21 protein-coding genes are annotated in these 18,981 nt (G+C 70.0%); 13 read left to right on the top strand and 8 right to left on the bottom strand.

Annotation, left to right across the window (positions count from 1 at the left end):
* Positions 1-23: 23 nt before the first annotated feature.
* Positions 24-296, bottom strand: coding sequence for a hypothetical protein (locus tag V8688_RS01945; RefSeq protein ID WP_110040220.1), 273 nt, complete (start codon positions 294-296; stop codon positions 24-26).
* Between the two features lie 205 nt (positions 297-501).
* Between V8688_RS01945 and V8688_RS01940 the strand changes: the two genes are divergently transcribed.
* The gene (locus V8688_RS01940) at positions 502-792 is read left to right on the top strand and encodes a hypothetical protein (protein ID WP_110040221.1); all 291 of its coding nucleotides are present in this window, start codon (positions 502-504) and stop codon (positions 790-792) included.
* On the opposite strand, the gene V8688_RS01935 is transcribed toward V8688_RS01940, so the two are convergent.
* Positions 789-2,567 (bottom strand): TerD family protein, encoded by a 1,779-nt coding sequence (locus tag V8688_RS01935; RefSeq protein ID WP_342800025.1) that lies wholly within the window; start codon positions 2,565-2,567, stop codon positions 789-791. The two genes, V8688_RS01940 and V8688_RS01935, sit on opposite strands and share 4 nt — an antisense overlap.
* Before the next feature lie 252 nt (positions 2,568-2,819).
* On the opposite strand from V8688_RS01935, the gene V8688_RS01930 reads away from it, so the two are divergent.
* The gene (locus tag V8688_RS01930; protein ID WP_342800024.1) at positions 2,820-3,308 is read left to right on the top strand and encodes a hypothetical protein; all 489 of its coding nucleotides are present in this window, start codon (positions 2,820-2,822) and stop codon (positions 3,306-3,308) included.
* Here the strand turns inward: V8688_RS01930 and pabB are convergent.
* A complete protein-coding gene (gene pabB / locus V8688_RS01925) occupies positions 3,305-5,353 on the bottom strand; it encodes an aminodeoxychorismate synthase component I (RefSeq protein WP_342800023.1) in 2,049 nt (682 codons plus the stop codon). The two genes, V8688_RS01930 and pabB, sit on opposite strands and share 4 nt — an antisense overlap.
* A gap of 124 nt (positions 5,354-5,477) precedes the next feature.
* Here pabB and V8688_RS01920 point away from each other — a divergent pair, with 124 nt between their 5' ends.
* From V8688_RS01920 to V8688_RS01910, 3 genes are all read left to right on the top strand, one after another.
* On the top strand, positions 5,478-6,467 hold the full coding sequence (locus V8688_RS01920) for a phosphotransferase family protein (RefSeq protein ID WP_316574030.1): 990 nt from the start codon (positions 5,478-5,480) through the stop codon (positions 6,465-6,467).
* Positions 6,468-6,537: 70 nt separating this feature from the next.
* Complete coding sequence (locus tag V8688_RS01915; protein ID WP_342800022.1) at positions 6,538-7,062, top strand: DinB family protein; 525 nt, start codon at positions 6,538-6,540, stop codon at positions 7,060-7,062.
* 105 nt (positions 7,063-7,167) lie between these two features.
* Positions 7,168-8,298, top strand: coding sequence for an NDMA-dependent alcohol dehydrogenase (locus V8688_RS01910; RefSeq protein WP_218718909.1), 1,131 nt, complete (start codon positions 7,168-7,170; stop codon positions 8,296-8,298).
* 1 nt (position 8,299) lies between these two features.
* Here the strand turns inward: V8688_RS01910 and V8688_RS01905 are convergent, their stop codons facing one another.
* Together V8688_RS01905 and aztA are read right to left on the bottom strand one after the other, a co-directional pair.
* Complete coding sequence (locus V8688_RS01905; RefSeq protein ID WP_218718908.1) at positions 8,300-8,656, bottom strand: DUF1801 domain-containing protein; 357 nt, start codon at positions 8,654-8,656, stop codon at positions 8,300-8,302.
* A 49-nt stretch (positions 8,657-8,705) separates the two neighbouring features.
* Entirely contained in the window at positions 8,706-9,380 is a 675-nt protein-coding gene (aztA, locus tag V8688_RS01900; RefSeq protein ID WP_342800021.1) for a zinc ABC transporter ATP-binding protein AztA, read from the bottom strand.
* Between the two features lie 48 nt (positions 9,381-9,428).
* On the opposite strand from aztA, the gene aztB reads away from it, so the two are divergent.
* From aztB to aztD, 4 genes are all read left to right on the top strand, one after another.
* Positions 9,429-11,003, top strand: a complete 1,575-nt coding sequence (aztB, locus tag V8688_RS01895; RefSeq protein ID WP_342800020.1) for a zinc ABC transporter permease AztB — start codon at positions 9,429-9,431, stop codon at positions 11,001-11,003.
* Between the two features lie 3 nt (positions 11,004-11,006).
* Positions 11,007-11,522 carry a hypothetical protein gene (locus V8688_RS01890; protein ID WP_342800019.1) on the top strand — a complete coding sequence of 172 codons (516 nt, stop codon included), beginning with the start codon at positions 11,007-11,009 and terminating at the stop codon, positions 11,520-11,522.
* Between the two features lie 161 nt (positions 11,523-11,683).
* Positions 11,684-12,556 carry a zinc ABC transporter substrate-binding protein AztC gene (aztC, locus tag V8688_RS01885; protein ID WP_218718969.1) on the top strand — a complete coding sequence of 291 codons (873 nt, stop codon included), beginning with the start codon at positions 11,684-11,686 and terminating at the stop codon, positions 12,554-12,556.
* Between the two features lie 26 nt (positions 12,557-12,582).
* Positions 12,583-13,749 (top strand): zinc metallochaperone AztD, encoded by a 1,167-nt coding sequence (gene aztD / locus V8688_RS01880; RefSeq protein WP_218718906.1) that lies wholly within the window; start codon positions 12,583-12,585, stop codon positions 13,747-13,749.
* 48 nt (positions 13,750-13,797) lie between these two features.
* On the opposite strand, the gene V8688_RS01875 is transcribed toward aztD, so the two are convergent.
* Positions 13,798-14,994: a serine hydrolase domain-containing protein gene (locus V8688_RS01875; RefSeq protein ID WP_342800018.1), complete on the bottom strand. Its 1,197-nt coding sequence runs from the start codon at positions 14,992-14,994 to the stop codon at positions 13,798-13,800.
* 38 nt (positions 14,995-15,032) lie between these two features.
* On the opposite strand from V8688_RS01875, the gene V8688_RS01870 reads away from it, so the two are divergent.
* The 3 genes from V8688_RS01870 (at position 15,033) to V8688_RS01860 (ending at position 16,900) form a co-directional block, all read left to right on the top strand.
* Positions 15,033-15,848, top strand: coding sequence for a serine hydrolase domain-containing protein (locus V8688_RS01870; RefSeq protein ID WP_218718904.1), 816 nt, complete (start codon positions 15,033-15,035; stop codon positions 15,846-15,848).
* A 101-nt stretch (positions 15,849-15,949) separates the two neighbouring features.
* Positions 15,950-16,486, top strand: a complete 537-nt coding sequence (locus V8688_RS01865) for a DUF3145 domain-containing protein (protein ID WP_316573977.1) — start codon at positions 15,950-15,952, stop codon at positions 16,484-16,486.
* 45 nt (positions 16,487-16,531) lie between these two features.
* Positions 16,532-16,900 carry a hypothetical protein gene (locus V8688_RS01860; RefSeq protein WP_342800017.1) on the top strand — a complete coding sequence of 123 codons (369 nt, stop codon included), beginning with the start codon at positions 16,532-16,534 and terminating at the stop codon, positions 16,898-16,900.
* Positions 16,901-16,924: 24 nt separating this feature from the next.
* On the opposite strand, the gene V8688_RS01855 is transcribed toward V8688_RS01860, so the two are convergent.
* Together V8688_RS01855 and V8688_RS01850 are read right to left on the bottom strand one after the other, a co-directional pair.
* On the bottom strand, positions 16,925-17,503 hold the full coding sequence (locus V8688_RS01855) for a GNAT family N-acetyltransferase (RefSeq protein ID WP_342800016.1): 579 nt from the start codon (positions 17,501-17,503) through the stop codon (positions 16,925-16,927).
* Between the two features lie 144 nt (positions 17,504-17,647).
* Positions 17,648-18,463, bottom strand: coding sequence for an NAD(P)H-binding protein (locus V8688_RS01850; RefSeq protein ID WP_342800015.1), 816 nt, complete (start codon positions 18,461-18,463; stop codon positions 17,648-17,650).
* A 173-nt stretch (positions 18,464-18,636) separates the two neighbouring features.
* Between V8688_RS01850 and V8688_RS01845 the strand changes: the two genes are divergently transcribed.
* The gene (locus V8688_RS01845; protein WP_218718900.1) at positions 18,637-18,978 is read left to right on the top strand and encodes a DUF4377 domain-containing protein; all 342 of its coding nucleotides are present in this window, start codon (positions 18,637-18,639) and stop codon (positions 18,976-18,978) included.
* Positions 18,979-18,981 lie beyond the last annotated feature (3 nt).

Below are 18,981 nucleotides of genomic sequence, written 5' to 3'. Positions count from 1 at the left end.
GGACCGCGCCGAGCGGACAGGGGTCAGAGCATGGCGTTCATGATCGTGCCCGCGCTGGTGGCGACCGCGCCGCCGATCATCGCGCCCGCGATCATCTTCGGCGACTCGAGTCCGCCACCGGTCCACTTCTCCCAGGCGAACTTGCCGCCGGCGTAGGTGATGGCGATGACGCCCGACAGCAGGATGAACCAGGTGAAGTAGCGCACCAGCTGCAAGATCTTGTCCGACATCGGGGGTGCTTCGGGAGTCGGATTGCCGATCTGCGCCAGGGTATCGGTGACGGCGGCCAGAATCATGTTTGCTCTCACTCGGTACTCGGGGGGAACGGCGATGAACTGCTGACGCTGATGTTATCCGGTCGAATCGGGTGCCGCAGCCGCCCACCCGCAGCGGACCGATCGGTTTTGTTGGCGTGCTGGGGGTTCGCGCCCCTATCCTGGACTCGTCCGAATACGGCAGTGCTGGAACGCAGTTCGCATCACGCGAAAAGGGGAGCAGGCTATGAGCATCATTCTGACGTCGATGGCCGAGACTGTCACGACGTTCGCGCAGGTCGGCAACCCCACGCCGGAGGCGCCGCCGCTGTCGGACAAGATCATGCAGATGGTCCAGTACCTGACCTGGTTCATGATCTTGTCGGGCGTGCTGGCGATCACCGTGGCGGGTGGCAAGTTCGCCTGGGAGAAGTGGAACGGCAGCGCGATGGAGTCGCCGAAGATGATCGCCGGCGCGATGATCGGCGGCGTGGTGGCCACCAGCGGCGGCACGATCATGAACGCGATTCTCGGCTAGATCCGAGCGCCCTTGGCGCGGTTGCAGGCCCGGCACAGGATCTGCAGGTTCGCCGCGCTCGTCGCACCACCGCGGCTGAGCGGGATGATGTGATCGAACTCCAGGTAGTGGCCGTCGCCGCATTCGACGCAGCGACCACCGTCGCGCTGCCACACCTGGGCTTTCACGTCCTGCGGGATGCTGCGGCTGTCCCGTTGACCCGGCGTCAGGACCAGGCGTTTCGCCACGCGCAGCGCGCCTTCCAGGGCGGCCGCCACATAGTCGGGATCGGTGACGCCGAAGGTGGCGCCGCCGCGTGCCGAGGTCGCGGCCAGCACCACGGTGCCGTGTTCGGGATGCACGGAGACGACCCGGTTCCACGGCAGTTCGATGCCGGTACCGTCGCCGACGAACCGCAGCTTCTTGGAGCTGCCGATCAACCGGCCCTCGGTGTTGCGCGGGCCGCGCGCCAGCATCCTGATGTGCACGGCGGGCAGGTCCAGGTGCACCCGTTCCTCGGGATCCAGGTGCAGGCCCGGCGTATCGATGGTGGGCAGTTCGCCCGCGCGCAGCCGCGACAGGGTGCGGCCCCGGTGCATCCGGCGCCGCAGGTCCTCGACCAGCGGGCCCGACAGCGCCAGCTCGCTCACCACGTGCTCGAACGCGTCGAGCTCGTCGGCGAACACCTCGCCGTCGGCGAAGGCGAACGCGACCATCCGCTCCACCTGGGTCAGTCCGGCATCGCGCAGTACCGCGCGTCCGCGCTCCTCGTCGATGCGCTGGTAGCGCAGGGCCGCCCAGACCTCGATCCAGTCCTCGGACAGGGTGCCGGGGCCGGTGAGCACCCGGCGGGCGCGGGTGCGCCAGTGGGTGAGGAACTCCTCGATCTCGCCCGTGCACGACCGGCACTGGCCGTGCCCACCGAAGAGTTTGCGGCGCAACGGGGTGTCGCAGCGGGGGCAGCGGGCGCGGTTGTCCTGCACGTGCCTGCGGGTGCTGGTGGTCCATTCGTGGCCGTCCCACCAGCGCAACTGGTCGGGGACCTGTGGGTCGGGATGCCAGTCGGCGAGCTCCGGGTCCTGCGGTGGCGGTGGCGGGACATCGATGACACGGCGGGTGAGCGCGGGCGGGCGCGACTGTGCGCGTCCGGCACGCCCGGGTTCGGCCGGATCGATGCGCGCGTCGTCGGGATACGCCGGGGCGTCGCCCTCCGCGCCGTGGGCGAACTCCGCCCGATCGGCGACGCGGGCGGACATCGCCGGCGCGGGCCGCGCCGCCGCGCGATCCGCGCCCGGTTCGTCCACGGTGACGCCGAATTCAGTGGCCAGCCCGGCCAGTCCACCCGACCAGCCCTGCCCGATCGCCCGGAACCGCCACTGCCCGTCGCGCCGGTAGAACTCGCCGAACATCATCGCCTGCACGTCCTCGATGCCGTCCAGCGCGAACCGGGCCACCGGCCCGTCGGCGGCGTGCACGGTGAGCGTCAGCTCGGTCAGCTGATCGAAGGTGCCCTCGTCGAGCGAGGCGCTGACGACGATGCGCGCCACCTCCGCCTCGGTCCGCGGCAGCGACACACTCAGCCGCGCGGTGCCCGGCGCGGGCTCCTGATCCAGCGTCACCGCCTGCGAGGCGTGCCGAGGGGCGTTGAAGAACACGAAATCCCGGTCGCCGCGCACCAGCCCCGACTCGGTGACCAGCAGCGCGTGCGCGTCGACGGCATGCGCCGACCGCCATGAAAGGACCACGGCGAGAAGCGATGTCGGGACCGGCGCGTGCGCGCCCTTGCGGAGTTCCATGGTGCTCGCATGATGTCATGCCCCACCGACAGGGTTGTTGGAGCGCCGGCGCGCTCGAGGTCGCGGCCCGTTGGTCCCGCCGATCGGCCGCCGTGGCTTGCTCCTTCGTCGCTTGCGCCACGGCGCCTGATCGTCGGGACGGCCGCGACGGCCGACTGCGGGCGAGTTGGGGCGACGGTTATGAGCAGTGGCCCGCAGACACGGGTGGGGCGCATCCCTGCGTGGGCGTGCTCGGTGCGGCACAGTGGTGGCATGACGAACCCGAAGAAGCGGGGACGCGCTGCGGAGCCCACGCCGGAGCCGCAGGTGCGCAAGGTGCCGGGGGCCGACCTGCTCTCGGCGGCGCAGGCCGCGGTGGGGGCGGCGCAGACGGCGGCGGGACAGGCCATCGATGCGGCGCAGCAGACGGCGGGATACGCCTTCGACGCGGCGGTGCGGTTGCCTCCGGCCTCGGCCCAGCTGGCCGCCCAGCTGCCGGATCTGGTGGAGAACCTGTCGATCGCGGTCGACCGGCTCAACAGCACCATCGACCGGCTCGACCGCACCCTGGCGCTGGCCGACCCGGTCTTCGCCACCTACGACCGGCTGCTGCCCAGGCTCGAGGCGATGATCTCACTGGGCGAGGATCTCTTCGGCGCGCTGGCGAAACTGCCGGGCGTCGGGCTGCTCGGCCGGATCACCGGCCGGGCCGGCGAGGAACCGCCGCCGGACCTCGGCAAGGGCAAGCGTCCGCGTCGCTAGGCCAGCGCACGGAAGGTCGCGGCGGCCTTGAGCACCATCTCCGCGTACTCGTCCTCGGCGTCGGAATCGAGGACGATCGCGCCGCCCGCGCCGATGCGCCACTCGTCGTCGAAGCGCACGGCCGTGCGGATGACGATGTTCAGGTCGGCCGTGCCGCCCAGGCCGAGGAAGCCGATCGTGCCCGAATAGATCCCGCGCGCCTGCGTTTCCAGCTCGTCGAGGATCTCCATGGTGCGCAGCTTGGGCGCGCCGGTCATCGAGCCGCCGGGGAAGCAGGCCCGCAGACAGTCGATCACTCCGGCGTCGGGGCGCAGCGTCCCCCGCACTGTCGACACCAATTGGTGCAGGGTGGAATAGGTTTCGGTGGCCATCAGCTCCGGTACGTGCACCGAGCCGACCTCGCAGACCCGCCCCAGATCGTTGCGCAGCAGGTCCACGATCATCAGGTTCTCGGCTCTGGTCTTCGGATCGTCGGCCAGCGACAGCCGTAGATGTTCGTCCTCGGCGACGGTCCGCCCGCGCGGCGCGGTGCCCTTGATCGGCTTGCTCTCCACCACCCGGTCGCGGTCGATCTTGAGGAACCGCTCCGGCGACGAACAGGCGACATCGAGCCCGTCGAACCGCAGATACGCGGCATACGGCGCCGGATTGCAGCGGCGTAGCCGTCGGTAGAAGGCGAGCCCGTCGTCGGGGGCCGCGGCGACGGCCACCGTGTCGGTCAGGCAGATCTCGTAGGACTCGCCCGCGTGCAGCCGCTCCTGGCAGACCGCGATATCGGCCAGGTAGCGCTCGCGCCCACGCACCAGGTGCGCCGGTACGGCGTCCGGATCGGCGGGCACGGGCAGGTCGGCCGGATTGACCCAGGTCGGCAGATCGGCCAGGGCCGCGGCGGTCTCGGCCAGCCAGCGATCCGCCGAGGCGGGGTCGTGCTCGGTGAGGGCGAGCAGATGCGTGTGGCCGGCTTCGTGGTCGACGACGATCAGCCGGTCGGCGAAGATCCACTGGGCATCCGGGGTGGGGGAGCGGTGGACCGCGCTCGCGCCGCAGTCGGCCTTGATCTCGTAGCCGAGATAGCCGACGTATCCGCCGGCGAAGTCGAACGGCAGGCCGGGGGTATCACAGTGCCGGTGCCGCAGCTCGTGGTCGAGATAGTCCAGCACGGTCCCGGGGACGGTGCGGACGCCCGCGGCGTCCGTCACCGTGACGGCGCCCTCGCCCACCCGGTACCCGACGATCTCCGCGTGCGGACCCGTCGCGTCGCCCAGGAAGGAGAACCGGTCCAGGCCCGGCTCGACGTGTTCGCTGTCGAGCCAGAACGCGGTCGGTGACTCGGCGTAGCGGCGCAGGAAGATCGCCTCGGTATCGATGGCCCGCTCGATCACGCTGTGCCGCAACCGGAATCGACGTCCGAGAGCGGGGCGCCGCGGCTGCTCGCGCGGTCCGCGCACGACGACCGGCGCGCCGTTGTGCGTGCGCGCCTTGGTCAGATCGGCGAAGTTGCGCAGCAGCGCCGCACCGAACTCACTCGACACCGACTCGGGATGGAACTGCACACCCCACTGCGGCCGCTCGCGATGGCGCACCCCCATGATCACGCCGTCGCTGGTCGAGGCGGTCACCTCGAGCACCGGCGGCAGCGGCTCCTGCGCGGCCAGCGAGTGATACCGCACGACGGTGAAGTCCTGCGGCAGACCGGCGAACAGGTCGCGATCGTCGTGCACGACCCGATCGAGGAACCCGTGCCGGGCTTGCGGCGCCCGGCCGACCGTGCCGCCCGCGCCGACCACGATGCCCTGGTGACCGAGGCAGACGCCGAGCAGCGGCAGGGTCGACTCCGCGATCACCGCCGTCGACATCCCCATGTCGCGGTCGCGATCGGGGCGGCCGGGGCCGGGCGAGATCACCACATTGTCGAAACCGTCCAGCGCCGGCCCGGCGGCCTCGTCGTTGCGCACGACGATCGGCTCGTTCCCGTTGACCTCGCTGATCAGCTGATAGAGGTTGTAGGTGAACGAGTCGTAGTTGTCGATCAACAGCGTGCGCATCGTGGCAGAAACCCTACGCCGGGCCCACGGACGACTCGCCTCGGGCACAATGATCGCCATGTCTGTTTCGCAACCGGTCGACGTGGACCCGGCGATCGCGGATTTCGCGGCGATCGGCCGATGGATGGACGAGCGTGGCCTGCCCGCCGGCGAGGTCGGCGCGGTCAGCTCGATCGGCGGTGGCACGCAGAACATCATGTTGCGCTTCACCCGTGGCGGTCGTGAGTACGTGCTGCGCCGCGGACCCAAGCATCTGCGCGCCAAGAGCAACGACGTGATCCGTCGCGAATCGCGGCTGCTCGGCGCGATCGACGACACCGAGGTGCGCTCGCCCCGGGTGATCGCCGCCTGTGACGACGAGACGGTGATCGGCGCGGTGTTCTACCTGATGGAACCGATCCACGGCTTCAACCCGCAGACCGAACTTCCCGACCTGCACGCGCACGACCCGGAGATCCGCAGGCAGATGGGTCTGTCCGCGGTCGAGGCCATCGCCCGCCTCGGCGAGCTCGACTATCAGGCGCTCGGCCTGGCCGACTACGGCAAGCCCGAGGGTTTCCTGGAGCGTCAGGTGCCGCGCTGGCTGCGCGAACTCGACTCCTACACCGCCAACGAGGGCTACCCCGGGCCGCGGATTCCGGGCGTCGAGCAGGTCGGCGACTGGCTCGAACGCCACCGCCCGACCACCTGGACCCCGGGCATCATGCACGGCGACTGTCACCTGGCCAACATGATGTTCGACTACGACAGCCCGCAGGTGGCGGCGATGGTGGACTGGGAGATGTCGACCATCGGCGACCCGCTGCTCGACCTGGGCTGGCAGCTGGCGACCCGGCCGGTGCCGGGCACCGTCGGCGCCGGGCTGATGGGCACCCTGGGCACGGTCGGCGGTCTGCCCACCCCCGAGGAGATGATCGAGCACTACGGTCGGTTCTCCGCGCGCGATCTGAGCGCGGTGACCTGGTACGAGGTGCTGGCCTGTTTCAAGCTCGGCATCGTGCTCGAGGGCACCCACGCCCGCGCCTTCGCCGGCAAGGCGCCCAAGCCGGTCGGTGACTTCCTGCACGCGGTGACCCTGGAACTGTTCGAGAAGGCCCGGCAGCTGACCGTGTGATGCCCGGATCTCGCCGATGGTTGGCGGAATATTGATGGATCGCAAGATGCGGACATTCTAGGCTGTGGACATGATCGTTCCCGACGCCAAGAACTGGACCTGGGTCCTCGAACGCGCCTGTCCCGACTGTGGTTTCGACGCCGAGTCGATCGCCTACGCGGCGGTGCCCGACCGGACCGTCGACAGCGCGGCGCGCATCGGTGCCGCTCTCGAACGCGACGACGCGCGGGTGCGCCCCGACGACGCGACCTGGTCGGTGCTCGAATACGGCGCCCACGTGCGCGACGTGTGCCGGATCTTCGACACCCGGCTGGCACTGATGCTCGCCGCCGACGGCGCCGAGCCGGCGCGGTTCGAGAACTGGGACCAGGACGCGACCGCCGTCGCCGACCGCTACGACCGGCAGGACCCGGCGGTGGTGGCGACCGAACTCGCGACGGCCGCCGAGCGGATCGCCGCCGCCTTCGCCGCGGTGCCCGCCGATCGGCTCGGCGCGCGGGGCGCGCGCAGCGACGGATCGCTGTTCACGGTCACGTCGCTGGCTCGATACTTCCTGCACGACCTCGTCCATCACGTCCATGACGTGCGCGGATAGATATTTCTCGGATAATTTCTAGAACGTGTTTCAGAATTGGCCGATTCTTCGTTAGGGTGAGTGCAGTCACAACGAGGCACAAGCTTGGCGAGAGGTCGACCGGACATGAAGACGAAGGGCGCGATCCTGTGGGGCATCGATCAGGAATGGTCGGTGGAGGAGATCGAGGTCGGCGATCCCGTCGCCGGTGAAGTGCAGATCCGGATGGAAACGGCGGGCATGTGCCACTCCGACCATCACATCGTCACCGGCGCCACGCCGATGCCGGGCTACCCCGTGATGGGTGGCCACGAGGGCGCGGGTGTCATCACCAAGCTCGGCCCGAACTGCCCCAGCGACCTGGCCGTGGGCGACCACGTCATCCTGTCGTTCATCCCGGCCTGTGGCCGCTGCCCCGCGTGCGTCGCGGGCAACATGGCGCTGTGCGACCTGGGCGCCGGTCTGCTGATGGGCCAGGCGATCTCGGACGGCACCTACCGCATCCAGGCGCGTGGCGAGAACGTCATCCCGATGTGCCTGCTGGGCACCTTCGCTCCGTACATGACGGTGCACCACACCTCGGTCGTGAAGATCGACCCGACCATCCCGTTCGAGGTCGCCTGCCTCGTGGGCTGCGGCGTGCCGACCGGCTTCGGCTCCTCGACCCACGTCGCCGAGGTGAAGCCGGGCGAGACCGTGGTGATCGCGGGCATCGGCGGCGTCGGCATGAGCGCGCTGCAGGGCGCGGTGCTCTCCGGCGCGTCGAAGGTCATCGCCATCGACCCGAACCCGTGGAAGCGCGAGCAGGCGCAGAAGTTCGGCGCGACCCACACCTACGAGAGCATGGCCGCCGCGATCATGCCGATGATCGAGGCCACCGAGGGCCGGATGGCCGAGAAGGTCATCCTCACCATGGGTGAGATGCACGGCGACTACATCGAAGAGGGCCTGATCCTGACCGGCAAGGCCGGCACCCTGGTCGTCACCTCGATGGGTCGCATGGACGCCGGCGACGTGAAGATGAACAGCTTCCTGCTGTCCATGCTGCAGAAGACGGTGAAGGGCTGCATCTTCGGCGGCGGCAACGCCCGCCAGGACGCCCCGCGCCTGCTGTCGCTCTACAAGTCGGGTCAGCTCAACCTCGACGACATGGTCACCCGCAGCTACTCGCTCGAGGAGATCAACCAGGGCTACCAGGACATGCTGGACGGCAAGAACATTCGCGGCATCATCCGCTTCACCGAAGCCGACTGGTAAGTCAGCGCCGCCGTTCCCGCTCGGCGAGCCGAACCGCGACCTGCGCGATCAGGTCGTACGGAATCGGTTCCCCGAGCGGGAATTTCAGGGTGCCACGGCCCGCGGTGTAGGGCTCGATGGCACGGTCGAACGCCTCGTCCCCGTCCGGGATGGGGTACACGCTCACATGTTCCTTCCATCCGGCGAAGGACATGAACGCCCGGCCGTCGAGGGTGACGGCCGGGATGGCGTAACTGATCTTCTCGCCCGTTTCCGGCAGCACGCGATGAATCGTCTCGCGGATCCGCTGGAGCGCGGCGCGCTGGGCCGCCGGCTGATCGGCCAGGTAGGCGTCCACGGAGATCGGTGTCGCGGCCATGATTCCTCCTGCTGCGCGGGCGAGCGGGTGGAGCGGATGCCCGGCGATTCTACGACCGGGCGTCCACCTCGCGAGGGCGACCCGCGGTGATCCGCCCCTCGGCGAGCACCAGCAGATGATCGGCCCTGGCCGCCTCCGACGGATCGTGGGTGGCCTGGACGACGGTGACCCCAGCCGCGCTGACCTCGGTGATGACCAGGGCGATAGTGGCTTGCGAGGCCGCGTCGAGGCCGGTCGCCGGTTCGTCGAGCAGTAGTAGATCGGACTCCTGGGCCAGTGCCTGGGCGAGCAGGGCGCGCTGGCGTTGTCCGCCCGAGAGGGTGTCGAGCCGCCGCGCTGCCAACGCGGTGAGATCCATCCGCTCCAAGCAGGAGTCCGTGATCGCCCGGTCCGCGCGGGTGAGGCGTCGCCACGGTCCGCGATGCGCCCACCGGCCCATGGCCACCGTGTCCCAGACGGTCAGCGGCAGTGTCGGCGGAATCGCGGTGTGCTGCACCACGATTGCCGGTCGTCGCGTGGTGTCGCGCGTCACCCGGCCCGCCTGGATCGGCACGGTGCCCGCCAGGACGCCCAGCAGCGTCGATTTCCCCGAACCGTTGGGTCCGACGATCGCTGTCACCCGGCCGCGCGGAATGCTCGTCGACACTTCGCACAGCACCGGTGTGGCGCCGTAGCCCGCCGTCAGATGCTCGATCTCGATCGCGCTGTCCTCTGTGTGCTGCATCTCACCTCAATTGAAACGATAATCATTTTCAGTATATCGTTCCGCGCTATGGATTGGCTGTTCGCCCCGTTCGAGGTGGCCTTCGTGCAACGCGCGCTGTGGGGTGGGCTGCTCGTGTCGTGCGTGTGCGCCCTCGCCGGAACCTGGGTGGTGGTGCGCGGCATGGCTTTTCTCGGGGACGCGATGTCGCACGGCATGCTGCCCGGCGTCGCGGTCGCGGCCCTGCTCGGTGGCAACCTGCTGCTCGGGGCCGCGATCAGTTGCGCCGCCATGGCTTTCGGGGTGTCGGCGCTGGGACGCAGCAAACGATTCGCACCCGATACCGCCATCGGGCTGCTGTTCGTCGGCATGCTCGCCACGGGAGTGATCATCGTGTCGCGCTCGCAATCGTTCGCCGTGGACCTGACCGGGTTCCTGTTCGGTGACGTGCTGGCGGTGCGGGCCGTAGACCTGGTGTACCTCGGTGCGGCGTTGGTGATCGCGCTCATCGTGGCGGTACTCGGGCACCGCGCGTTCGTCGCCTCGACCTTCGATCCGCGCAAAGCCCATACGCTCGGGTTGCGGCCGAAACTCGCGCAGGTGGCCCTGATCGGGCTGGTGACGCTGGCGATCGTGGCGTCGTTCCACGTCGTCGGCACGCTGCTGGTGTTCGGCCTGCTCATCGCGCCACCGGCCGCGGCGCTGTACTGGTCGGACCGGATTCCGGTGGTCATGATGGGCGCGGCGCTGATCGGTGCGGCTTCGACCGCCGTCGGATTGCTCGTCTCGTGGCACGCGGAGACCGCGGCGGGCGCGACGATCGCCGCCGTCGCGGTCGGCTCGTTCTTCCTCTCGGCGATCGTCGCCGCGCTGCGGGACCGCTTCGGCGCGCGTCGGCTCGGTGCCGCCGCGGTGGCCGCGCTCGCCGCGGTGCCACTGGTCGGCTGTGGGTCGGGGGAGTCCGCGGTGGTGGAGGAGACGCCGCACGGGTTCGTCGCGGGAGCCGAGGAGATGGCCGAGCCGCAGACGCGGGTGATCGTGGCCGACGCGGGGACGGGGGAGGTGCGGGTCGTCGATCTGCTCACCGAACAGGTGACCGCCCTCGACGCGAAGGAAACCCATTCGCCGCAAACACATTCGACTGGTTCTGACGCGAACGGCGTCCGACTCGCCGGAGACGGCCGATTCGGTTTCGTCGCCGCCGGTGGTCGGCTGTCGATCGTCGACAGCGGGGCGTGGACGGTCGATCACGGCGATCATCGGCACTACTACAGCGCGCCGATCCGTGTGGTCGGGTCGACCGACTTCCCGGCGGCGACCGGTGCCGGCGAGCCGAGCGGCGCGGCCGGACCGAAGACACCGGCCGAGCCCGGCGGTGCGCCCCGGTCGAGCGGTGCGGTGCTCTCGGCGCACAGCGATCCTGTTGTCACAGCGGTCGTTTCGGACGGCGGCGACACGATCGTGTTCGATCGTGTCGCGCTGGGCGAGGGGACGGTGGGCGAGCCGCGACCGATCCCGGGTGTCGCGGTGCCGTACGGGGAGCGGTTGATCGTCGTCGACCGCGCGGGACGCGTGGAGGTGCGCGGGCGCGACGGCACGGCCGGGGAAGCGCAGCCCGCGACGTGCGCGCAGCCGCGCGGATAGGCGGTGACCAGGCGCGGGGTCGTGTTCGGTTGTGCTGACGGCGCGCTCGTGGTGGCCCGACGCGATGGTGCGTTCGTCAGCGAGAAGATCCCGTACCCAGCGTCGTCCGCCGAGCGCGCCACCGCCTTCACCCATCGGCCGGGGAGCACCACGCTGACCGCGCTCGCCGGTCGTACCGGTGTTTGGACGCTCGACATCAGGGCGAAGTCCTGGACGCTGACGCCGATCGCCGACGCGGTGGCGGTGAACACCGCGGGCGAAGGCGCGTCGCTGCTGGTGCTCACCCGCGACGGCGTCCTACACGGCATCGATCCGGTGACCGGCGCGCAGACAGCGCAGCTCCAGCTGACCGACGGCGCGGTCGAGACGGCCACGATCCACGTGGATCCGAATCGCGCCTACGTCAACGACGTTCGCGCGCGCACGGTGTCGGAGATCGCCTACAACGACAACCTCCGCCTGGCGCGCACCCTCCCCGTGGAGATCGCACCGACGCTGATCGTGGAGACCGGACTGTGAACGCGAATCGGGCTCGGCCGACAGGCGAACTCCGCTCCCGCGACGGTGACCGGGCTGCGCGGCGGCAGTTGCTGATCGGCGTCCGGCGCCGTCGCCCGGAGGGGCGGAGGTCACGGCCGACCGCGCTGGTGGTGGCCCTCGTCGTGGCCGTGCTGACCGCGCTGGTCAGCGCCTGCTCGACCGACAGCGACCGATCCGGCATCGTCGTGACGACCAATATCCTCGGCGACCTGACCAGGGCGGTCGTCGGTGACGCCGTGCCGGTCACGGTGCTCATGCAGGCCGGCGCCGATCCGCATTCGTTCGCGATCTCGGCCCGGCAGGCGGCCGACATCGAGCGGTCGGCGCTGGTCGTGCACAACGGGCTCGGCCTCGAGGAAGGAGTGGCCCGGCACGTGCGGGCGGCGGCCGAGGCGGGGGTCCCCACGGTGGCGGTGGCCGAGCGGGTGGACCCGCTCGCCTACACCTCCGACGAGTCGGCGGGCAAGCCCGACCCCCACTTCTGGACCGACCCGCAGCGGGTCCGCAAGGCCGTCGAGGCGATCAGCGCGGAAGTCCTCGCGCGGGTCGACGACATCGACGCCGCCGCGGTGCGCGCGAACACCGACCGCTACCTCGCCGAACTCGATCGGCTCGACCGGTGGATGGTCGACCGGTTCGCCGTGATCCCCGCCGAACGCAGGCAGTTGGTCACCGACCACCACGTCTTCGGCTATCTCGCACAGCGATTCGGGTTCCGGGTGATCGGCGCGGTAATCCCCAGCGGCACCACGCTGGCCGCACCCAGCGCCGCCGATCTCGACGAACTCGCCGCCGCGATCCGGGCCGCGGGCGTCGGCGCGATCTTCGCCGATTCCGCCCAGCCCGATCGGCTCTCGCGCGTCCTCGCCGAGCACACCGGTCTGCACGTGCAGGTGATCGCGCTGCACACCGAATCGCTCACCGCGCCCGGTGGTGGCGCGGCCACCTATCTGGAGATGGCCCGCGCCAACACCGAGGCCATCGCCCGTGGTCTGGCCGGGCCCACAACGTAGTTCACGCAGGAGAAATGGAGCAGCACATGCACAGTCGGTCACGGACCACCACGCTGGTGGCCCTGTCCGGGGTCTTCGCCTCGGTGGTCGCGCTCAGCGGGTGCGGCACGGACGACGCCGCCCACGACCACGAGCACACGCCGGGCGCGGAACCGATCGCGCTCACCTACAACGGCGGCATCTACGTCCTCGACGGCGCCACCCTGACTCAGCAGGGCGAGGTGAAGCTCGACGGATACAACCGGCTCAACCCGGCGGGCGACGAGGACCACCTCATGGTGTCGACCAAGGCGGGATTCCGCGTCTTCGATGCCTACGACCGGGAATTCACCGGCACCGAATTCCCCGCGAGCAAGCCCGGCCATGTGGTGCGGCATGCGGGCAAGACCGTGCTGTTCGCCGACGGGTCGGGCGAGGTCACCGTCTTCGACTCCGACCAACTCGCGCAGGGCACGCCGAAGACCGAGGTCTACCGGGCGGCCGCGCCCCACCACGGCGTCGCGATCCAGCTGACCAACGGCGAGCTGGTGGTGACCCTCGGCACCGAGGACAAGCGGGTCGGCGCCGTCGCGCTCGACCGGAACCGCAAGGAAATCACCAGGAACGAGGACTGCCCTGGCGTGCACGGTGAGGCGACCGCCCAGCACGAGGCGGTGGTGATCGGCTGCCAGACCGGTGCCGTCGTCTACCGCGACGGGACGTTCACCAAGGTCGCCAGCCCGGATCCGTACGGCCGGATCGGCAACATGTCCGGCAGCGCGGTCTCGCCGATCGTGCTCGGCGACTACAAGGTCGACAAGGACGCCGAACTGGAACGGCCGCAGCGCATCTCGCTGGTGAACACCGCCGACGGCACCCTGCGCCTGATCGACATCGGCACCAGCTACACCTTCCGCTCGCTGGGTCGCGGCCCGCAGGGCGAGGCGCTGGTGCTCGGCACCGACGGCAAGATCCACGTCATCGACCCGGTCGCGGGCACCGTCACCCGGACCATTCCGGTGCTCGGCAGCTGGCAGGAACCGCTGGACTGGCAGGACGCCCGGCCCGCGCTGTTCGTGCGTGGTTCGATCGCCTACGTCTCGGACCCGGCGACCAAGCAGGTGCATCGGGTGGACCTGGCGGACGGAAAGGTCACGGCTAGCGTGACGTTGGCGTCGGCGCCGAACGAGATCAGCGGCGTCGCCGGACACTGATCGGCCGTCGGCGCGCACCGGTGGGAACTGCCCCGGTGCGCGCCGAGGTCAGCCAGCGCAGCGCACGACGGCCTCGCGCAGGTTGCGGCTGCGCACGTCGTCGAGGATCGCCATGCCGAGCCGGTTCATGCTGTAGCCGAAGCCCAGACCCGTCGTCGGGTCGGCGAAGCCGAACGAGCCGCCCAATCCCGTGGTGCCGTAGGCGCGTTTGTCCGAGCCGAAGCGGAAACTGCCGCGCGACTTGCGGAAGCCGAGGTGATAGCGGCTCTTGGTGTGCAGCACCAGGTCGTCGGCGGGAACGTCGTCGGCGGTGTCGGCCGCGCCCAGCAGGTCGAGGACCGGGTCGCTGATCGGCAGGGCACCGGTGCGCCCGGCCGCCGCGCCGTAGACGCGAGCCAGCGCGCGGGCGTTGCCCACGCCGTTCATGCCGGGCCACTCGATCTCCAGGAATTCCCGGCGGGCGGCGCGGGCCGGCGCGCCGGGGCGCGGATTGGTCAGCGCCGCGTAGGAAAGCCCCCGCTTGGCGTAGACCTCGGCGCCGATCCGCACGGGAATGTCGGCGAGCTCGTAGCGCAGGATGTCGAGGCCCTTCGTCGCCGACAGCTCCGCGACGCGCTCCATCGGCTCGGACTCGGGGAGCCCGATGAACAGGTCGGCCTCGACCGGAGCCGCGATCTCCTCGGCGAAGAACCGGCCCAGGCTGCGGCCCGCCGGATCGACACGGCGCAGCAGCTCGCTCTGGTAGAGCCCGAGGGTCAGGGCGTGGTAGCCGTGCCGGGTGCCGGGCTGCCACGCCGGCTTCTGCTCGGCCAGCAGCGCGCCGAGCGCGTCGCGGTCGGTGAGCTCACGCAATTTCACGATTCGGTCCAGCCCGGACAGCCCGGCCTGATGGTCGATCAGCTGCCGGACGGTGATCTCGTCCTTGCCGTTGGCGGCGAACTCCGGCCAGTACTTCGCCACCGGCTGCTCGTAGTCGAGCAGGCCGCGCGAGACGGCCGTGGCGATCGTGAACGCCGACATCCCCTTCGACGAGGAGAACACCGGCACGATGGTGTCGCGCTCCCAGGCCACCTCGCGCCTGCGGTCGCGATGGCCGGCCCACAGGTCGACCAGGGGCTCGCCACCTGCGTAGACGGCCACGGCGGCACCGATTTCCCCGTGCTGGGTGAAGTTGCGGCGGAAGGCGTCGGCGACGGGGCCGAAACCGGCCGCCACGTCGCCGTGGATCGATGGTGCGGGACTCATGGTGACTCGATCGTAGCGGCGTCTCGTACGCTGCCGATATGCGTTCGTTCGAGCAGATCCAGCACTGGCCGGTCGCCAACGCCGCCGCCGCGGTCCTCACCGCGAGCGGCGTGTCGACCACCGGCGACACCGCGCGGGTGTTCCGGCTCGCCTCGGTCACCAAGCCCCTGGTCGCCTACGCCACGCTCGTCGCGCTCGAGGAAGGCGCGGTCGAACTCGATCAGCCCGCCGGGCCGCCCGGATCGACCGTGCGTCATCTGCTCGCCCACACCTCCGGTGTCGCCTTCGCCACCCCCGAGGTCATCGCCGCGCCCGGCGCCCGGCGCATCTACTCCAGCGCGGGCTTCGAACTGCTCGCCGACTTCCTCACCGAGAGCACCGGCATCGCTTTCCCGCAGTATCTGCACGAGGCGGTCTTCGAACCGCTCGGAATGCGCACCGCCGTTCTCCACGGTTCCGCCGGGCACGCGGCGCAGGCCTCCGTGGACGACCTGGTTCGATTCGCCGCCGAGTTGCTGACACCTCAATTGATATCGGAGCAAACTCTCGCCGACGCGACCTCGGTGCAATTCCCGGGCCGGGACGGAGTGCTGCCCGGATTCGGCTCCCAGCGACCCAACGACTGGGGATTGGGATTCGAAATCCGCGACGGGAAATCCCCGCACTGGACCGGATCCGTCAATTCCGGGCGGACCTACGGACACTTCGGGCAGTCCGGCACCTTCCTGTGGGTGGACCCGGAAATAGGGGTGGCGACGATCGCCCTGAGCGACGAGAATTTCGGCGACTGGGCTCGAGCGGCGTGGCCGAAATTCAGCGATTCCGTGATCGCAGAGACACACAACACGCTGTGAAGTAACACCCGTAACACCGAACACTTCAGTACACTCGGGCCACGCCAGTCCGACGGGTCGTTGGGGAAGACGCTCCTTGTCGAGGCTGGAGGTGTTGTGCAGTGCGCGCATCGAGTCAGTTCGCTGATGCGACGGCGGGTGTGGTCTACATCCACTCATCGCCCGCCGCGTTGTGCCCGCACGTCGAATGGGCACTGTCCACCGCGCTCTCCTCGCCCGCGAAATTGCGCTGGACCGCGCAACCGGCCGACGGACAACTGCGCGCCAGCAGCGATTGGATCGGTCCCGTCGGCACGGCATCGCGGATTGCCCAATCATTGCGCGCCTGGCCGGTTCTGCGCTTCGAGGTGACCGAGGACCCCAGCGAAGGCGTCGACGGCGAACGCTACAGCTTCGTCCCCGCGCTGGGCCTGTGGCACGGCTCCACCGGCGCCAACGGCGATGTGATGCTCGGCGAGATGCGATTACGTGCCTTACTCCAGGCCGCGCGAGAACTCGGCGGCCACGGCACCTACGACCTGTCCGCCGAGATCGACCGCGCCCTGGGCACCGCGTGGGACGAGGACCTCGAGGCGTTCCGGCAGGGCACCGATTGCGTCGGCGCCGAAGTCACCTGGCTGCGCCGCGACGTGGGCTGAGCGCTCGATCCTCGCGCGGACCTCGACGCTGCTACCTTCGTCGGTATGACACGTGGGGGCGGGACATTCGGGTGGGCGATCGTGGTTGTCGGTGCCGTGCTGGCGCTGACGGGATGTTCGGGGAATACGGCGGGGACGGCGACACCGGCATCGTCGAGCGCGGCGGCGTCGACCGCGGCACCCTCGACCAAGGCGAGCACGTCCGGCGCGCCGGTGCCCGCCGGAGATCTGACGACGATGACCTGCGCGCAGTTCCTGGCGCTCGACGATCCGACCCAGAAATCGACGCTGCCCGAGCTGGCGGACCAGCTCGGGTACAAGACGCTCGTGAATCCGAGCAACTACAAGATCGTGCAGGCCATGTGCAAGACGGACGGTGCCAAGCTGGTGAAGGAGTGGCTCGGGCGCGCCTGATCCGCCCACGCCACACCGCGGGCGCTACGGTGTGGCGCGGTCCATGACCCAGCGCATCCCGCGACCCGATTCGCCGGGCGTGCACACGGCGCGTGGGCCGGTGCTCTCGAGTCGATAGCCGAGGCGGCGGGCCACGGCGGCGCTGCGGAGATTGGCCGCGTCGCAATGGATTTCGACGCGGTCGATGCCGGGGAGGCTCAACGCGACGGTGGTCAGCGCGCCTGCCGTGCGGGTGATCACCCCGCGGCCGACGTGCTCGGAGTGGCACCAGTAGCCGATCTCCAGCGTGGCGGGCCCGACCCGATCGTGCAGACCCACCACTCCGAGCACCGTGCCCGCGCGATCGAAGACGCCGTAGTTGAACCCGCCGTCGGGTGTCGGCCAGGCCGACAACCGCGCGTGCGTCGCGGCCATCTCCTCGAAGTCCGGCGGCTGCGCCGCCCACTCCATCCAGTGATGCAACTGCTCGAACGACGCGCTGATCGCCGCGAACTCGGCGGCCATATCCCCGACCTGCCACCGCCGCATCACCAGATCCCCGACCTCGACCCGATCGGGCGGCACGATCCCGGTCCGCAGCGCCGGGGGATGTTCGGTGTCCACGCTCCGATGGTCGTCCACGGATCGGGACTCACGCAACGCAATTCGACACCCATGACGATGCGGCCGGCGAGATGGGTCGCCGGGTTGTCCCGGTATGGCGGTCGGCGGCTCGGCGAGCGACGCGCGCGGACCGGATGACCTGGGTCAGGGAGTGCGGAAGCGGGGGGCGTTGGTGGTGGCCCACTGGGCGAAGGTGGTGGCGGGCCGGCCGGTGATGTCGGGGACGCTGGTGAGGGGAAGGGTGGTGGGGTCGGGGGTGTAGCCGGTGAGGACGTTGTCGACGTACCAGATGGTGTTGTCGCCCATGGTGGGGGTGAGGGCGGTGATGGTCTCCTCGCGGGTGGACTGCCGGAAGGTGAGGTCGCGGTCCAGGGCGGCGGCGAGGTGGGCGACGAGGGCGGTGCGGGTGAGGACCTCGGGGCCCGCCAGGGGGTAGGCGCGGCCCCGGTGGGAATCGGAGAGCAGGGCGGTGGCGGCGACGGCGGCGATGTCGTCCATGGCGATCGGGGCCGTCGCGGCGTCGGGGTACGGCTCGCGGATGGTGGCGGTGTCGCGGATCTGCTGCGACCACGTGAGCGTGTTCTCCATGAAGTCGGCCGGCCACAGGTGGGTCCAGGCCAGGCCGCTGTCCTCGACGGCCGTGCACACCGTGCCCCACCAACTCTCCGGTTCGCCCGACAGATCGACGACGTGCTCGATGCCCGCCGCGCGGGCCAGGGCCAGGACCTCGGCGGCATTGTCCGGGGTGGGCGCCAGGTACATCCGCTGCACTCCCTCGAACGCCGCGGGCAGCGTTTCGGGGCGACGGAGATAGCCCTCGACCACCTGCACGCCGGCGGGCAGCGCGGCCTTGCGCGGGTTGGTGGTGAGCGCTCGGACCTCGGTGTGTCCCGCGGCGAGCAGGTGGTCGACGACCTTGCGGCCGATGTTCGCGGTGGCCCCGGTTACCAGGATGGTCATGTATTTCCCTCCGGTACTACTCGATGAGGAACCCATTCTGCCAACGGAATTCGTCGGCGGCACGTACCGATTTTCGGCCTTCTCGCCGTCGGTCGCGCTCGTCCGACCGAGTCATGGTTACCGATCAGCTACCCTGACGGGACACCTGATCCCGGCGGCCGAAGGACACCCTGATGCGACGACTCCTCCCGCTCGGCGCGATGCTCGCCGTCGGTGTCCTCGGCTGTGGGAGTCCCGCCGAAGAGCAGCCCGCGGTGAGGGACGAGACCGTCCGGATGTTCGTCGCGCCCGAGCAGGTCGACTGCGTCGGCGTCGCGCCGATGCGCTGTCTGCAGATCCGGTATTCGCCCGACGAGCGCTGGCAGCTGTTCTCCGAGGGCATCGCCGGGTTCACCTACGAGCCCGGCTACGACTACGAGCTGACCGTGCGGGTCACACCCGTCGACGACCCGCCCGCGGACCATTCCAGCCGCCGCTACGACCTGGTCCGGGTCGACGCGAAGACGCCTGTCTGATCC

Source organism: Nocardia sp. No.11 (assembly GCF_038752175.1).
Lineage (GTDB): Bacteria > Actinomycetota > Actinomycetes > Mycobacteriales > Mycobacteriaceae > Nocardia > Nocardia canadensis.
The sequence above is the reverse complement of the archived record's forward strand: the minus strand, read 5'-3'. Positions and strand labels throughout refer to the sequence as shown.

Bases quoted from the DNA above. Each gene is read 5' to 3' on its own strand.
- V8688_RS01905 (WP_218718908.1), bottom strand. From the start codon at position 8,656: ATGGCCGCGACACCGATCTCCGTGGACGCCTACCTGGCCGATCAGCCG.
- aztA (WP_342800021.1), bottom strand. From the start codon at position 9,380: ATGCAGCACACAGAGGACAGCGCGATCGAGATCGAGCATCTGACGGCG.
- aztB (WP_342800020.1), top strand. From the start codon at position 9,429: ATGGATTGGCTGTTCGCCCCGTTCGAGGTGGCCTTCGTGCAACGCGCG.
- V8688_RS01940 (WP_110040221.1), top strand. From the start codon at position 502: ATGAGCATCATTCTGACGTCGATGGCCGAGACTGTCACGACGTTCGCG.
- V8688_RS01875 (WP_342800018.1), bottom strand. From the start codon at position 14,994: ATGAGTCCCGCACCATCGATCCACGGCGACGTGGCGGCCGGTTTCGGC.
- V8688_RS01920 (WP_316574030.1), top strand. From the start codon at position 5,478: ATGGACGAGCGTGGCCTGCCCGCCGGCGAGGTCGGCGCGGTCAGCTCG.
- V8688_RS01915 (WP_342800022.1), top strand. From the start codon at position 6,538: ATGATCGTTCCCGACGCCAAGAACTGGACCTGGGTCCTCGAACGCGCC.
- V8688_RS01850 (WP_342800015.1), bottom strand. From the start codon at position 18,463: ATGACCATCCTGGTAACCGGGGCCACCGCGAACATCGGCCGCAAGGTC.
- pabB (WP_342800023.1), bottom strand. From the start codon at position 5,353: ATGCGCACGCTGTTGATCGACAACTACGACTCGTTCACCTACAACCTC.
- V8688_RS01910 (WP_218718909.1), top strand. From the start codon at position 7,168: ATGAAGACGAAGGGCGCGATCCTGTGGGGCATCGATCAGGAATGGTCG.
- V8688_RS01945 (WP_110040220.1), bottom strand. From the start codon at position 296: ATGATTCTGGCCGCCGTCACCGATACCCTGGCGCAGATCGGCAATCCG.
- V8688_RS01870 (WP_218718904.1), top strand. From the start codon at position 15,033: ATGCGTTCGTTCGAGCAGATCCAGCACTGGCCGGTCGCCAACGCCGCC.
- V8688_RS01860 (WP_342800017.1), top strand. From the start codon at position 16,532: ATGACACGTGGGGGCGGGACATTCGGGTGGGCGATCGTGGTTGTCGGT.
- aztD (WP_218718906.1), top strand. From the start codon at position 12,583: ATGCACAGTCGGTCACGGACCACCACGCTGGTGGCCCTGTCCGGGGTC.
- V8688_RS01935 (WP_342800025.1), bottom strand. From the start codon at position 2,567: ATGGAACTCCGCAAGGGCGCGCACGCGCCGGTCCCGACATCGCTTCTC.
- V8688_RS01930 (WP_342800024.1), top strand. From the start codon at position 2,820: ATGACGAACCCGAAGAAGCGGGGACGCGCTGCGGAGCCCACGCCGGAG.
- V8688_RS01845 (WP_218718900.1), top strand. From the start codon at position 18,637: ATGCGACGACTCCTCCCGCTCGGCGCGATGCTCGCCGTCGGTGTCCTC.